This is a genomic window from Bacillus sp. CCB-MMP212, assembly GCF_022748145.1.
In the GTDB taxonomy this organism is placed as follows: domain Bacteria; phylum Bacillota; class Bacilli; order Bacillales; family Bacillaceae_G; genus Bacillus_A; species Bacillus_A cereus.
The window spans coordinates 15656-31598 of record NZ_JALDQE010000002.1 but is presented as its reverse complement, the minus strand read 5'-3'; the positions used below and the strand labels follow the sequence as shown (position 1 = coordinate 31598).

Sequence of the window (15943 nt, the reverse complement as noted above, 5' to 3'; positions counted from 1 at the left end):
CCCATGCTAATTTTGTGTTAATCGCTTCACGATTTTCACTGTTTCGTACGCCGCTTTTTCAATTTGCTCTTTCGTATTTCCAAGTCCAAAACTAAAGCGTACGGATGAACGTATTTGATCGGAGTCTTTTCCAAACATCGCTACTAATACATGTGATGGATCAATCGAACCAGCTGTACAAGCAGAACCACTTGATACTGCAATGCCAGCTAGGTCTAAGTTCACAAGAAACGGTTCAATGTTCATTCCTGTAAAACTTACATTAAGTACATGCGGTAAGCGATGTTCTAAGTTTCCGTTTACCTCGAAAGTAATGCCTTCATTTTTGAAGACAGATACCATTATATCTTTAAACTCTTCATATTGGGCATTTTTTTGCTCACGAGTTTTTTCAGCTATAAGAATTGCATGCTGAAGTCCAGCAATACTAGGCACATTTTCCGTACCAGCACGGCGTTTTCTTTCTTGCTCTCCGCCTATTAATAACGGCTCAAATTTCACATTTGCACCAGCGAATAAGAACCCTACACCTTTTGGCCCATTAATTTTATGAGCTGAAATTGATAATAAATCAATACCAAACTCTTTCACATTAATTTCTACTAAACCGTAAGCTTGTACCGCATCTGTATGGAAATAAGCTTGATGCTCTTTTAGCAGCTTTCCTATTTCCACAATTGGTTGCATTGTCCCTACTTCATTATTCCCAAACATAATAGATACAAGAATCGTCTCTTCTGTTAATGCCTTTTGTATGTCAGAAACTTGAATGCGTCCTGTTTCATCGACAGGTAAATATGTCACTTCAAACCCTTCACGCTCTAACAATTCGCACGTATGCAAAATCGCATGATGTTCAATTTGCGTCGTTATTATGTGGTTACCTTTATGACGGTTCGCACGTGCTACACCTATAAGCGCTAAATTATCAGCTTCTGTACCACCGCTCGTAAATATAATTTCATTCGGATTCGCATGAATGCTGCGTGCACACACTCGTCTCGCCTCATCTACTGTGTGACGAGTTTGACGTCCATAAAAGTGAATACTAGACGGGTTCCCGAATATTTCTGTCATATATGGAATCATCTTTTCGACCACTTCTGGGTGAGTCGGAGATGTCGCAGCATGATCTAAGTAAATGCGTTCCATTAAATCTCCTTCTTTCCAAATCGTTTCACAAGGAATTAAATGTAAAACATATAGCCCCCGTGATTTTCTTCCTCATAACGTACTAAATCTTCTAACGTTGTACTATCTAACACTTCTTGCACCGCATCACGAACACGCATCCATAACTGGCGCTGTGCTGGCTCTTCTTCTTCTATCATTTCTACAACACTAATCGGTCCCTCTAATACACGGATTACATCCCCAGCTGTAATGTTAGCCGGTTGATCAGATAATACATATCCGCCATATGCCCCGCGCGTACTCTTTACAAGACGAGCGTTACGAAGTGGTGAAATTAATTGCTCTAAGTAATGCTCGGATAAGTCATGCGCCTGCGCAATTGATTTTAATGAAATCGGACCTTCACCAAACTTTTTTGCAAGATCAATCATAATTGTTAAGCCATAGCGGCCTTTTGTTGAAATCTTCATCTATTTTGCACCTCTTTTCAAATTTTCACTTCTATTGGTTATATCTTATTTATAAAAAGAACACAATTTAAAATCCTATGAAATTATAGCATAATATAGTATTATAAGAAATTTCAACTTGTGTATCAAAATGATAACATAAAATCACATTGAAAAACTCGGAAATTATTACAATTGAAAGAAAAATGAAAATATTCTTCTTCATTTTTCCCATAAAACAGCATCCTATTTCAAATTTCGTAGAAAAAAATGATACGATAGAACGAGATTATATATTAAGGGAGACGGTCTAAATGAAACAACCACTCGCACATCGAATGCGCCCTACAAATATTCAAGAAATTATTGGGCAACAACATTTAGTTGGTGAAGGAAAGATTTTATGGCGAATGGTCCAAGCAAATCATTTTCAATCTATGATTTTATACGGTCCTCCAGGTACAGGAAAAACATCCATTGCCAGTGCAATTGCAGGAAGTACCGGTACCCCGTTTCGTCTATTAAACGCTGTTACTCACAATAAAAAAGATATGGAAGTTGTCGTACAAGAAGCAAAGATGCATCGACACCTCGTTTTAATTCTAGATGAAGTTCACCGTCTAGATAAAGCAAAGCAAGACTTTCTATTACCTCACTTAGAAAGTGGACTTCTTACTTTAATTGGTGCAACGACAAGTAATCCATTCCATGCAATAAACTCCGCTATTCGAAGCAGGTGTCAAATTTTCGAATTACACGCACTAACAGAAGATGATATTTTAATTGGGTTAAAAAGAGCTTTAGAAGATAAAGAAAAAGGCCTTGGAGAATATGCTGTAACGGTAACAGATGAAGCACTACATCATTTTGCAAATGCCTCTGGTGGTGATATGCGTTCCGCTTATAACGCACTTGAACTTGCTGTATTATCTAGCTTTACTACAGACGATCAAGCGGCTGAAATCACACTCGAGATTGCAGAAGAATGCTTACAAAAGAAGAGCTTCGTTCACGACAAAGGCGGCGATGCTCATTATGACGTATTATCAGCATTTCAAAAATCAGTACGCGGAAGTGATGTAAATGCAGCGCTCCATTATTTAGCACGCCTTATTGAAGCAGGTGATTTACAAAGTATTGGCAGACGCCTTCTTATTATGGCTTATGAAGATATTGGACTTGCTAGCCCACAAGCTGGACCGCGTACACTAGCTGCAATTGAATCAGCTGAACGAGTTGGATTCCCAGAAGCACGCATCCCACTTGCAAATGCCGTTATAGAGCTATGCTTATCACCAAAATCAAATTCAGCTTATAAAGCACTTGATGCTGCATTACACGATTTACGCAACGGTCAAACAGGTGACATTCCAATCCATTTAAAAGATAGTCATTACAAAGGCGCAGAATCACTCGGAAGAGGCATTGGATATTTATATCCACACGACCATCCAAATGGCTGGGTAAGGCAACAATACTTACCTGATAAAATAAAAAACAAGCAATATTATAAACCGAAAACGACAGGGAAATTTGAGCAAGCACTTTCTACTGTTTATGAAAGATTACAAACTTCGAATAAAACGAAAAATAAAGGGTAACATAAACGAAAACGTCACCATTATGGAGGCTTCGCTTATGAAAACACGTCAAGATGCATGGACAAAAGAAGATGATCTCCTTTTAGCAGAAACTGTTTTGCGACATATTCGCAGCGGAAGTACACAAATAAAAGCGTTTGATGAAGTTGGCGACGCTTTAAACCGCACTTCCGCAGCTTGTGGTTTTAGATGGAATGCTGAAGTAAGACCGAATTACGAAGATGCGGTGCAGCTTGCAAAAAAACAACGTAAAGAATTAAAACGTTCTGAAGCTAATATAGAAAAAGATCGGTTCACGAAAACGAAACAACTCGTAATTGACGCCGATTTTTCAGAAGATATTACGCCAAGTAAACAAGATCTTACAATGCAAAATGTCATCTCATTTTTACAAAATTTAGAACATAACAATCCTTCACTTGCAAAGTTGCAAACTGAAAATGATGTATTACAAGCTCAGCTCACTTCTCTGCAAAAAACGAATCATGAACTTGAAACGAAATTAGCGGTACTCACAAAAAAACAACAAGCAATCGAAGAAGATTACGCGATGCTTGTTCGAATTATGGATCGCGCTCGAAAACTTGTTTCGGTTGAAGAACAAGAAGAACAGATTGCTCCCATTTTCAAAACAGATCAAAATGGAAATTTAGATATTATATATTCTGCAGAGAATTAAAAATAAGGATGTCACTTTTTTGACTAAGTGACATCCTTGTTTGTTTTCGGTAAACCATATATATACATGTCGGTAAATGAATTTATATCAACGATTTTTCGAATATATCTATCGTAACTTGCAATATATCAACGGTTTTTTGAATATATCTATCACAACTTGCAATATATCAACGATTTTTCAAATATATCTATCACAACTTACAATATATCAACGATTCAATAAAGGAGATCGATTTAATGACAAAGATTTACAATAACATTACTCCCTGTCATACAAGAAAACTCCTAAAACATATTGGATAATTTTTACTAAAATGTTATTATAACCATATACCTTTAAAGGGAGATGGTTGCTATTTCATTAATAATCTTCAAAATAACTCTTGGCCTTCTCGTCCTGACTTTAGCTCTTTTCACCATTAACAGTCTAAAAAAGACATCCGCCTATAAATCAGATAAATATGATTATTACTTACTAACCTTACTTACATTTGAACTAGTAGTGATGCAAATATCCATATTTCTTTAATACATATAAAAAAGCATATATCCAAAATGGATATATGCTTTTCTTTTATTCTTGCCCTACACGTTTCACTTCTACATTTTTAATACGTTCACGTACAACGTGACTTGCCATAATTAAGCCTGCCACAGATGGTACGAATGCATTTGATGAAGGCGGTAATTTCGCTTTACGAATTTTTGCATTCTCGTCTGGTACAATTTCTTTACGTACTTCTTCACGAATTACGATTGGGTTTTCGTCAGAGAAGACAACTTTTACACCTTTTTTAATACCCTCTTTACGAAGCTTCGTACGAATTACTTTCGCAATTGGATCTGTATGTGTTTTAGAAATGTCCGCAATACGGAAACGAGTTGGGTCCATTTTATTTGCTGCACCCATACATGAGATAATTTTAATTTTACGACGTAAACATTGTTTAATTAAATGGATTTTGAACGTAATCGTATCAGATGCATCCACTACGAAATCTAAACCGTGTTTAAAGAACTCTTCATATGTTTCATCTGTATAAAACATTTCTAATCCAATTACTTCACATTCCGGATTAATGTCTGCAATACGCTCTTTCATTAATTCTACTTTTGAACGTCCTACAGTAGATACTAAAGCGTGAATTTGACGGTTTACGTTTGTAATATCTACAACGTCTTTATCAACTAATACGAGACGTCCTACTCCAGAACGCGCTAACGCTTCAGCTGAAAATGAACCTACGCCGCCAATTCCTAAAATACCGACTGTACTATTTTTTAATATTTCAAGTCCTTCTTTACCGAAGGCTAATTCATTACGTGAAAATTGATGTAACATTCAGCTCTACACTCCTATTACAAAAATGGTCTACCATGTATTCTAGCGTTTTTCCGACTATTTGTATAGAAAAAGTTATAGAATTCCTAAAAATACATATTTCGATAATGAAAACATAGTGTAAACCGGGATTTTGTTTCTTCTTTTAATTATCCATTAAAAAAGTCTAGATGGTTATAGTATAACCATCTAGACCCTATTCTTACTTCTCTTCTTTTAAGCTTAATTTTAAGTTTAACTCTTCAAGCTGTGCTTCTGCAACTGGGCTTGGAGCTTCTGTTAATAAACAGCTTGCGCTTGCTGTTTTTGGGAATGCAATTGTATCACGAAGGTTCGTACGGCCTGCAAGTAACATAACAAGACGATCTAAACCTAATGCGATTCCGCCGTGTGGTGGTGTACCGTATTCGAATGCTTCTAATAAGAATCCGAATTGCTCTTGCGCTTCTTCTTGTGAGAATCCAAGTGCTTTGAACATTTTTTCTTGTACGTCACGCTCATAAATACGAAGTGATCCACCACCAAGCTCATAACCGTTTAATACAAGGTCATATGCTTGTGCACGTGCTTTTTCTGGTGCTGTTTCTAGTAGCTCAACGTCTTCACGGAATGGCATTGTGAATGGATGGTGAGCTGCGAAATAACGATCTGCATCTTCATCGTACTCAAGAAGTGGCCAATCAGTTACCCATAGGAAGTTAAATTTACTTTCGTCAATTAACTCAAGCTCTTTACCTAGACGTAAACGAAGTGCGCCTAAGCTATCTGCAACAACGCTCTTCTTATCTGCTACGAATAGTAATAAGTCGCCAGCAGTAGCTTCTAATGTGCTCATTAACACATTTGCATCTTCTTCACCGAAGAATTTCGCAATCGGTCCTTTTAGGCCGTCTTCTTCAACTTTAAGCCAAGCTAGACCTTTTGCACCGTATACTTTCACGAATTCAGTTAATGCATCGATGTCTTTACGAGAATATTTACTTGCAGCACCTTTTGCATTGATTGCTTTTACTTGTCCGCCGCTTTCTACAGCACTTGTAAACACTTTAAAGCCACAACCTGCTGCAAATTCAGATAAGTCTGTTAGTTCCATTTCAAAGCGTGTATCTGGCTTATCAGAACCGTAGCGAGCCATTGCATCAGCATATTTCATACGAGGGAATGGTGCACTAACTTCTACACCTTTTGCATCCTTCATAACTTTCGTCATCATACGCTCCATCATTTCTAAAATCTCATCTTGTGTTAAGAATGAAGCTTCAATATCGATTTGCGTGAATTCTGGTTGACGATCTGCACGTAAATCTTCGTCACGGAAACAACGTGCTACTTGATAGTAACGCTCAAATCCGCCGACCATAAGAAGCTGTTTAAATAACTGTGGTGACTGTGGTAATGCATAGAATTCACCGTCATGTACACGACTTGGTACTAAATAGTCACGAGCTCCTTCTGGCGTACTTTTCGTTAAAATTGGTGTTTCTACTTCTAAGAACTCTTCTGTATCTAAGAAGTTACGAATTGTTTTTGTTACGTCGTGACGCATTTTGAATGTGTTGAACATTACAGGACGACGTAAGTCTAAATAACGATATTTTAAACGCACATCTTCTGATGCATCTGTATCATCAGCAATAATAATTGGTGTTGTTTTCGCTGCATTTAGTACATTTACTTTTGTTGCTTGTACTTCAATACGACCAGTTGCCATATTGTCATTAATTGCGCCTTCACCACGTTCAACAACTGTACCTTCTATGTGTAATACGTATTCGCTACGAATTGTTTCTGCTACTTCTAACGCTTCTTTTGATGTTTCTGGGTTAAATACAACTTGTACGATACCTGTACGGTCACGTAAATCGATAAAGATTAATCCACCTAAGTCACGGCGTTTTTGTACCCAACCTTTTAATTGAACTGTTTGTCCAACAGCTTCTACTGTTACTTTTCCACATGCATGTGTTCTTTCAGCCACTGTAAGTTCCCCCTATATTAATTTCTCTGCTACGTATGAAGCAAATACATCTAACGCTACTTCTTCTTGTTCACCTGTTGCCATATCTTTTAAGTTAATGATGCCTTTATCTAGCTCATCTTCTCCTAATACAGCTACAAATTTCGCCTTTAGACGATCTGCTGATTTAAATTGTGCTTTCATTTTGCGATCTAAATAATCTTTTTCAACCGACAATCCAGCTTTACGAAGATCGAATGCCACTTTTGCAGCATGGTCTTTCGCTTTTTCACCAAGCGCTACAACGTAACAATCAATGCTATGTTCAAGTGGTAATTCAATGTTTTCAGCTTTTAGCGCCATAATTAAACGTTCAATACTCATTGCAAAACCGATACCTGGCATTTCTGGTCCACCGATTTCTTGTACAAGTCCGTTATAACGGCCACCACCGCTTAATGTAGTGATCGCACCGAAACCTTCTGCCTCACTCATAATTTCAAAAACAGTGTGTTGGTAGTAGTCTAAACCACGCACTAAGTTCGGATCTTTTTCAAATGGAACATCCATCATCGTTAATAGTTCTTGAACTTTGTCGTAGTATACTGCTGAATCTTCGTTTAAGTATTCTGTAATAGATGGAGCTGTTGCCATTAATTCATGGTTACGGTCCTTCTTACAGTCTAAAATTCGAAGTGGGTTCTTTTCTAAGCGAGATTGACAGTCAGAGCAGAATTCGCCGATACGTGGCTCAAAGTGTGCGATTAATGCATCACGGTGTGCTTGACGACTCGCTGCGTCACCTAAACTGTTTAATACAACTTTAATATTTTTTAAGCCCATGCCGCGGTAAAATTCAACAGCAAGTGCAATTACTTCTGCATCAATTGCAGGGTCATTACTGCCGATTGCTTCGATACCGAATTGTACGAATTGACGATAGCGACCTGCTTGTGGTCTTTCATAACGGAACATTTGACCGATATAGTATAATTTCGTTGGTTGTGTTGCATCACCAAACATTTTATTTTCAACGTAAGAACGTACAACAGGTGCAGTACCTTCTGGACGTAATGTTAAGCTGCGCTCTCCACGATCTTGGAATGAGTACATTTCTTTTTGTACGATATCTGTCGTATCACCAACACCGCGTAAAAATAGCTCAGTGTGCTCAAAAATTGGTGTACGAATTTCTTTATAATTGTAACGACGGCAAATTTCGCGTGCTTGCCCTTCGATATACTGCCATAACTCAACAGTGCCTGGAAGAATATCTTGCGTTCCGCGTGGGATTTGAATAGACATATTCAGTTCCTCCTCAAATTGTTTTAATCTTAATAAAAATAAAAAAACTCCCGCCTCTACTGTTTAAACAGTAGGGACGAGAGTATTATACCCGTGGTGCCACCCTAATTGAAGCACGTATGCTTCCACTTTTTTAATAACGCTTAAATATGCGTTCATCCCTACTAAGCATATATGCCGTTCAAGTTGAAACCTCTAGAGTGTCATTCAATCAGTCATCATGCAGAAATGTTTTCAGCCTAAGACATTCCTTCTCTTTCCATGTGTATCTCATTTACTCTTCTCTATCAACGGTTATATTCATATGTAAATATAAAATTACTATACGTTTGTTAAGTAGGATTGTCAAGTGCTCTAAGAACGTTCAATCTGCTTCTTTAAACGCTTTACATCTTGAAGAGAAATCCCAAACTCGGAAGCAAGCTCCATTGAAGTATTATTTTGCTCTTTTGAAATGAAATCATGAAAATTCACGTTAAACAGTTGATTTGCACCATTTGTAACAGAATGCCCTTTTTCATTCATACGCATACGTATATCCCTCACATTCAATATGGATGTTTTACTTTTTATTGTTCCATATTGATGAGAGAGTTATACATAACCGAAACTGCTATTGATTCCAAATAAATGAACAAAACATACAACAATGTATAAAAAAGAGAGGATTATATAACCCTCTCTTTTTTATCAACACTATTTACTTTCTACAATTAAGGTCACCGGACCATCATTGATTAAAGAAACGTCCATCATTGCTCCGAACTTCCCTGTTTCCACATGCAATCCTTGTTTGCGAACTTCTTCATTAAAGAAATCGTATAAACGCTCTGCGTAGTCAGGTTTCGCAGCATCCATAAAGTTTGGACGTCTTCCCTTGCGACAATCTCCGTATAATGTAAATTGCGAAATAGATAGAACTTGTCCTTCTACATCAAGTACAGAATGATTCATCTTTCCGCTCTCATCTTCAAAAATACGTAAGTTTGCAATTTTTTCCGCAATATAAGTTGCATCTTTTTCTGTATCTTCATGCGTAATGCCAACTAGTAATGTTAAACCGAACGGAATTTGTCCTACGATCTCACCGTCTACTGTGACAGACGCTTTCTTTGATCGTTGTAAAACAACTCTCATCTTTCTACACTCCCTATTAATGCATCATGCGTCGTACTGCATAAATTTCTGGAACGCGTTTAATGCGTTCTACTACTTTTTTCAAGTGTTGTAAGTTACGAATCGAGATTGACATATTAATTGTTGCCATTTTATTACGGTCACTTCTACCAGAAACAGCTGAAATGTACGTTTTCGTCTCTGTAACAGCTTGCAGTACTTCATTTAATAAACCACGGCGATCGTAACCCGAAATTTCAATATCAACGTTATACTCAATTTCTTTTTCAGGGCTACCTTCCCACTCTACTTCTAATAAACGTTCTACAGCTTCTTCTGTATGAACGTTTACACAATCACGGCGGTGAATCGATACACCTCGGCCTTTCGTAATATATCCAACGATATCATCGCCTGGAACTGGGTTACAGCATTTCGATAAACGGATTAATAAATTATCAGCACCGCTTACCTTTACACCAGAATCCCATTTTCGAATTTTCATCGGTTTACGAACTTCTTTAACTTCAACAATTTCTTCTTCTTCGCGTTGTTTGCGGAACTTGTCCGTTAGTCGCGTAACAATTTGCGAAGCTGTAATTCCGCTATATCCAACTGCTGCAAACATATCTTCTTCATTTGCAAAGTTAAATTTCTCAGCGACGCGTTTTAAGTTATCAGGCGCTAATACTTCTTTCATCTCATACTCTAGACCACGTACTTCCTTTTCAACAAGTTCACGGCCTTTTTCAATATTTTCGTCTCTACGTTGTTTCTTAAAGAATTGACGAATTTTATTTTTCGCATGAGATGTTTGAGCAAGTTTTACCCAATCTTGACTTGGGCCATATGAATGTTTCGACGTTAAAATTTCAATGATGTCGCCTGTTTTTAATTTATAATCCAACGTCACCATTTTACCGTTTACTTTTGCACCAATTGTTTTATTCCCAATTTCCGAATGGACACGATACGCGAAATCAATCGGAACCGATCCAAGTGGTAATTCCATTACATCGCCTTTCGGTGTAAAGACGAATACCATGTCAGAAAATAAATCAATTTTTAATGACTCCATAAATTCTTCTGCATTAGAAGCTTCATTTTGCCATTCTAGTATTTGACGGAACCATGTGAGTTTCTTCTCTAATGTACCTGTTGTTTCTGCTGTTTTTCCTTCTTTGTACGCCCAGTGTGCCGCGATCCCGAATTCTGCAATTTCGTGCATTTCTTTCGTACGAATTTGCACTTCAAGTGGATCACCTTTTGGTCCAATTACAGTCGTATGAAGAGATTGATATAGATTTGCTTTTGGCATTGCAATATAATCTTTAAAACGACCTGGCATCGGCTTCCAGCACGTATGAATAATTCCAAGCACCGCATAACAATCTTTAATACTATTTACAACGACACGTACAGCTAATAAATCGTAAATTTCATTGAACTGCTTATTTTGCAGTGCCATTTTACGATAAATACTGTAAATATGTTTCGGTCTTCCAGAAATCTCAGGTTGAATTGCAACTTCTTTTAATTTCTCACGAATACCAGTCATTACTTCGTCTAAGTATTCTTCACGTTCTGCACGTTTACGCTTCATTAAATTTACAATACGATAATATTGTTGGGGATTTAAATAGCGAAGTGACGTATCCTCTAGCTCCCATTTAATAGTACTAATTCCGAGTCTATGTGCTAAAGGTGCAAAGATTTCTAACGTTTCATTCGCTATGCGACGCTGCTTCTCTTGAGGCAAATGTTTCAATGTACGCATGTTATGAAGACGATCAGCTAGTTTAATTAAAATAACTCGAATGTCTTGAGCCATTGCAATAAACATTTTGCGATGGTTTTCTGCTTGTTGTTGTTCGTGAGATTTATATTTAATCTTCCCAAGTTTTGTAACACCATCAACAAGCATAGCAATTTCTTTGTTAAATTCCCGTTCAATATCTTCTAACGTAATCTCTGTATCTTCCACTACATCATGTAAGAAACCTGCTGATACCGTAGCTGGATCCATGTGTAAATCAACTAAAATACCTGCAACTTGAATCGGATGAATAATATACGGTTCACCCGATTTTCTATATTGTTCGCTATGCGCATCACGTGCATATTCATAGGCACGCGCCACTAGCTCAATATCTTCATCCGCTAAATATTGACTTGCTTTCTCGAGTACCTGTTCAGCTGTTAGTACCTGCTCATTTGCCATCGAATCACCTTTTATTGAAAATTGACTTTATCTTTATTTAATAGAATAAATTATATTCTATCATTATAACCCAATGATTGTGAATTGTGAAAAGGAAAAGATTTTACTGACATTTCACCATGATTTTTTGTTCAATTATACAAAAGTACCCGCTCCTCTCCAAGAGATTCACGGGTACTTTTTATCACCGTAGTTTTACCTATATAGTGATTAGTATTTTTCTAATACTAATACATCGTAACCATCTAACATTTTACGACCATCTAAGTAAGTAAGCTCTACTAAGAATGCAATCCCTGCTACAACTCCGCCTAGCTCTTCAACTAACTTAATTGTCGCTTCGATTGTTCCACCTGTAGCTAATAGATCATCTGTAATTAATACGCGTTGACCTGGCTTAATTGCATCTTTATGGATTGTTAAAACATCTTTACCATATTCTTTACCGTAGTCAACTGTAATTACTTCACGTGGTAATTTTCCTAATTTACGAACTGGCGCAAATCCTACTTCTAACGCATAAGAAACTGGGCAACCGATAATGAAACCACGAGCTTCTGGTCCTACTACAACATCGATATCTCTTTCTTTTGCGTACTCAACGATTGCATCTGTTGCTGCTTTGTATGCTTTACCGTCATTCATTAAAGGTGTAATGTCCTTAAACACAATACCTTCTTTCGGATAATCCGGTACAATTGCGATATGTTGCTTGAAATCCATATTTCTGAATCCTCCTCAGATCTAAAAGGTTTGTAAATACAAATCCTTTACCCTAACTGTTCTACTTCTTTATGATTACGAATCGTTTCAAACCATGTATATAGTTGCTGATATGTGCTATAAACCAATTCTTTTTCTAATTGTAAGTGGTTCATTTTCTCACGATATGTGTTCGATTCAATTAAATCACGCTTTTGTTTTTTGTCTGCCATAAAAATGACGCCATCTTTTATTGTAACAAATTCTAACTCAAAAAACACCTGTGTCATGAAATTTACTGTATCTTTTGACCAGCCTTTATGGCGACATAGTTGTTCTCCATATTGTCTTAAAGAAAATGGTGTTTTTTGGCTTAAGAAAGAATAGTACCATTTAAAGTGTTCTCTCGTAGGAACTGTACTAAATAGATGGTTATTTTCTTGATAAAACAGCGTATAAATTCGCGCTGGGAATCCTACTTTAAATAGCTCACTTAATTCATCTGTTCCTTTTGGTAAATCAAGTAACACGATATATTGATCATCTAAATGCGTTACTTCTGAAGCATGCATGAGCTTCTCTTTATAGCTCTCTAAAGAAAATTTATTCAATACCTCTTCAGAAAAATACACCATTGTTATTTTTTCTTTCGGAAGTTCTGCTAAATTTGCTTCTGCATTACGCATACTACGCCAATCAAATAATTGCCACGCCTCTACAGCAATATCTTGTACCATTAATTGTGGCTTCTTAAAATTATTCCATTCATTGATGGATGCTTCTCCTATTACAGATACTTTTGCAACTGGAGAGATTTCTTTCGCATATGCACCAAAACCAAATCCAATTGTATCCAGTGTTGCTTGTCCATCACGAAGAGCCATTTTTAAATGAGAGCCATCTGATCCGATTGCGCGAATACTTTCTAACTCTGCATCTTTCACTGCAATACGTGGTTTCGGATTTCCAACACCAAATGGTGCTAACTTCTGCATATCTTCAATTGCCGCTAGTGTTACATCCTCTACTTTGCAAAAAACATCAACTGCTGTAATTGGAATAAAATCTTCTTCTGTTAAAATTGCATCTGCTTGTTCATTTAAGCGGCGACGTAATTCATCTACATCATTCATATGTAGCGTCATTCCCGCTGCCATCGGATGCCCTCCGAAGTGTGGCAATAACTCTCTACAATCTGATAAATTTGCAAACAAATCAAATCCTGCAATACTACGCGCTGAGCCTTTTGCTGTTTCTTTTATAGGATCAATGCATAATACAATAGTCGGACGATAAAAACGTTCAACTAATTTAGAAGCGACAATCCCAATTACACCCGGATTCCAACCTTCTTTTGCAAGTACTAACACTTTGTTTTCTTCTGGCGGAAAGTTATTTTCAACTTCAGCGATAGCCTCTTCTGTAATTTGCTTTACAATATCTTTTCGCAGTTTGTTCAGCTCATCAATTTCTTCGGCTAACTCTTTTGCTTCCTCAGGATCATCTGATAATAAAAGGTGTACAGCCGGCGTTGCATCTTCTAAACGCCCGACCGCATTAATACGCGGTGCAATTGAGAAGCCAATACTCTCTTCTGTAATTTCACTTTGCGAAACGTTAGCAACTTTAAACAATGCCTTTAAACCAATATTTTTCGTCATACGCATATGTTTTAAACCGCGTTTCACTAGCAACCTATTTTCACCATGAAGTGACACTAAATCGGCTACTGTACCGATTACTGCAATCTCTAATAAATGTTCTGGTACACGGCCTAATAGTGCATGCGCAACTTTAAACGCAACACCTACACCAGCTAAATAGTGAAACGGATATACACCGCCATCTAATTTCGGATGTATAATCGCAAGTGCTTCTGGCAATTCTGGCGGTGGCTCATGGTGATCTGTAATAATTAGATCTATTCCAAGCTCTTTCGCTACATTCGCTTCATGTACTGCTGCGATGCCAGTGTCGACAGTAATAATCAGTGAGAACCCTGCGCTATGCGCCCAACGAAACGCTTCTTCGTTCGGCCCATACCCTTCTGTAAAACGATTTGGAATATAAAATTCTACTTCTGCACCTAATTCTTGAAGAGCAAGATATAACACAGTTGTACTACTTACTCCGTCTGCATCGTAATCACCAAATATTAATATTTGTTCTCCATTTTGAATCGCCTTATTTACACGTTCTACCGTTCTATCCATTCCTTCTAATAAAAATGGATCATGAAATTCTTGATTTTCTGTATTTAAAAAATCTAAAATCTTATCTTCTGTATCTAGTCCTCTACCGAGGAATAATGAAACGACAAGTGGCGATAACTGTAATTTACTTGCTAATTCACTCACTCGTTCGTCATTATATTCTTTTTCTTTCCAACGCGTCTTCGGTTGTAACACGAAATCACCCCTTAACCTGTTCATTATACAAGACAGATTAAGGGGTGACAATATAATGCAAACTACGATGCAATATCTATATACTAAAATGTTAATGATGTTTAATTTGGAGAATACGGATTTATATGTACGAATACATTTTGTACATTATCTTGTTTCATAAGTATTTCTTTCACATGTTTTCCAATACGGTGTCCTTCTTCTACAGTAATGTATGGATCTACAGACACTTTAATATCGACAATAACATAATGACCATGCTCCCGTGCATATAAAGAACCAATTTTTTTCACACCATCTACTTGAAGAACTGCTTCTCTAAGCGGAATAACATCCTCCTCATGAAGAACATGGTCAAGCGTTGCATGAATTGCTTCCGCTCCAATGCTCCATGCCATTTTTACAACAAGAAGCGAAACAACTAATCCTGCAATCGGATCAGCATATACAAGCCAGTCTATACCAAGCTTACCACCGAGTATAGCTGCACAAATACCGATTAAAGCTGCAATTGAAGAAAATACATCCGAACGGTGCTCATATGCATTTGCAATAATTGCATCACTATTTACCCTTTTCCCTAATCGGAATTTATATTGAAACATTCCTTCTTTCACGACGATTGAAAGAACAACAGCAAAAATCGTAATTCCTTTCGGCGGTTCTAGTTCTTGCGAAAAAGCTTTTATAGATGAAATCGCGATTTCAAGTCCCACAATAAATAATAATACCGCAACAATAATCGCTGAAATCGATTCCGCTTTACCATGACCATACGGATGATCTTCATCAGGTGGCTGCTTTGCCGCTCGCAATCCAAAAAGTACAGCTAGCGAACCAATTACATCTGATGCAGAATGCACCGCATCTGCTAGCAGTGCTTTACTGTTCCCAATATAACCAATTACCGCCTTTACAATTGCTAATATAATATTACCAACGATCCCGACAATAGCACCAAACTCGGCCTGTTTAAAACGTTCATCTTTTTCCATAATTAAAATCCCTTCTTTTCTTAACCTATCTT

At 37.2% G+C, this 15943-nt stretch carries 13 protein-coding genes and 1 other annotated feature; of the genes, 2 read left to right on the top strand and 11 right to left on the bottom strand.

All coding sequences use genetic code 11. The annotated features are described in order from the left end of the window. Positions 1–6 precede the first annotated feature (6 nt). Positions 7–1152 (bottom strand): cysteine desulfurase family protein, encoded by a 1146-nt coding sequence (locus MRP26_RS04855; RefSeq protein WP_078400283.1) that lies wholly within the window; start codon positions 1150–1152, stop codon positions 7–9. 35 nt (positions 1153–1187) lie between these two features. Next, positions 1188–1604: a cysteine metabolism transcriptional regulator CymR gene (cymR, locus tag MRP26_RS04850; RefSeq protein WP_000704116.1), complete on the bottom strand. Its 417-nt coding sequence runs from the start codon at positions 1602–1604 to the stop codon at positions 1188–1190. 293 nt (positions 1605–1897) lie between these two features. Here cymR and MRP26_RS04845 point away from each other — a divergent pair, with 293 nt between their 5' ends. Both MRP26_RS04845 and MRP26_RS04840 read left to right on the top strand, forming a co-directional pair. Next, positions 1898–3184 (top strand): replication-associated recombination protein A, encoded by a 1287-nt coding sequence (locus MRP26_RS04845; RefSeq protein ID WP_161114732.1) that lies wholly within the window; start codon positions 1898–1900, stop codon positions 3182–3184. Between the two features lie 37 nt (positions 3185–3221). Then, positions 3222–3863, top strand: a complete 642-nt coding sequence (locus tag MRP26_RS04840) for an RsfA family transcriptional regulator (RefSeq protein ID WP_000857709.1) — start codon at positions 3222–3224, stop codon at positions 3861–3863. A gap of 576 nt (positions 3864–4439) precedes the next feature. On the opposite strand, the gene MRP26_RS04835 is transcribed toward MRP26_RS04840, so the two are convergent. From MRP26_RS04835 to MRP26_RS04795, 9 genes are all read right to left on the bottom strand, one after another. After that, positions 4440–5207, bottom strand: coding sequence for a tRNA threonylcarbamoyladenosine dehydratase (locus MRP26_RS04835; RefSeq protein ID WP_000903182.1), 768 nt, complete (start codon positions 5205–5207; stop codon positions 4440–4442). A 202-nt stretch (positions 5208–5409) separates the two neighbouring features. Further along, the gene (gene aspS / locus MRP26_RS04830; RefSeq protein ID WP_000840885.1) at positions 5410–7185 is read right to left on the bottom strand and encodes an aspartate--tRNA ligase; all 1776 of its coding nucleotides are present in this window, start codon (positions 7183–7185) and stop codon (positions 5410–5412) included. Positions 7186–7197: 12 nt separating this feature from the next. Then, a complete protein-coding gene (gene hisS, locus MRP26_RS04825) occupies positions 7198–8469 on the bottom strand; it encodes a histidine--tRNA ligase (RefSeq protein WP_000027079.1) in 1272 nt (423 codons plus the stop codon). 69 nt (positions 8470–8538) lie between these two features. Then, positions 8539–8769 (bottom strand) — a binding site (T-box leader). 54 nt (positions 8770–8823) lie between these two features. Next, positions 8824–9000, bottom strand: coding sequence for a hypothetical protein (locus MRP26_RS04820; protein ID WP_001242605.1), 177 nt, complete (start codon positions 8998–9000; stop codon positions 8824–8826). 165 nt (positions 9001–9165) lie between these two features. Further along, positions 9166–9606, bottom strand: a complete 441-nt coding sequence (locus MRP26_RS04815) for a D-tyrosyl-tRNA(Tyr) deacylase (protein ID WP_001266965.1) — start codon at positions 9604–9606, stop codon at positions 9166–9168. 16 nt (positions 9607–9622) lie between these two features. Then, a complete protein-coding gene (gene relA, locus MRP26_RS04810) occupies positions 9623–11806 on the bottom strand; it encodes a GTP diphosphokinase (protein WP_001262795.1) in 2184 nt (727 codons plus the stop codon). A gap of 210 nt (positions 11807–12016) precedes the next feature. Beyond that, positions 12017–12529: an adenine phosphoribosyltransferase gene (locus tag MRP26_RS04805; RefSeq protein ID WP_000346215.1), complete on the bottom strand. Its 513-nt coding sequence runs from the start codon at positions 12527–12529 to the stop codon at positions 12017–12019. A 47-nt stretch (positions 12530–12576) separates the two neighbouring features. After that, the gene (gene recJ / locus MRP26_RS04800) at positions 12577–14916 is read right to left on the bottom strand and encodes a single-stranded-DNA-specific exonuclease RecJ (protein ID WP_000941225.1); all 2340 of its coding nucleotides are present in this window, start codon (positions 14914–14916) and stop codon (positions 12577–12579) included. 101 nt (positions 14917–15017) lie between these two features. Next, on the bottom strand, positions 15018–15911 hold the full coding sequence (locus MRP26_RS04795; RefSeq protein ID WP_000409746.1) for a cation diffusion facilitator family transporter: 894 nt from the start codon (positions 15909–15911) through the stop codon (positions 15018–15020). Between the last annotated feature and the right edge of the window lie 32 nt (positions 15912–15943).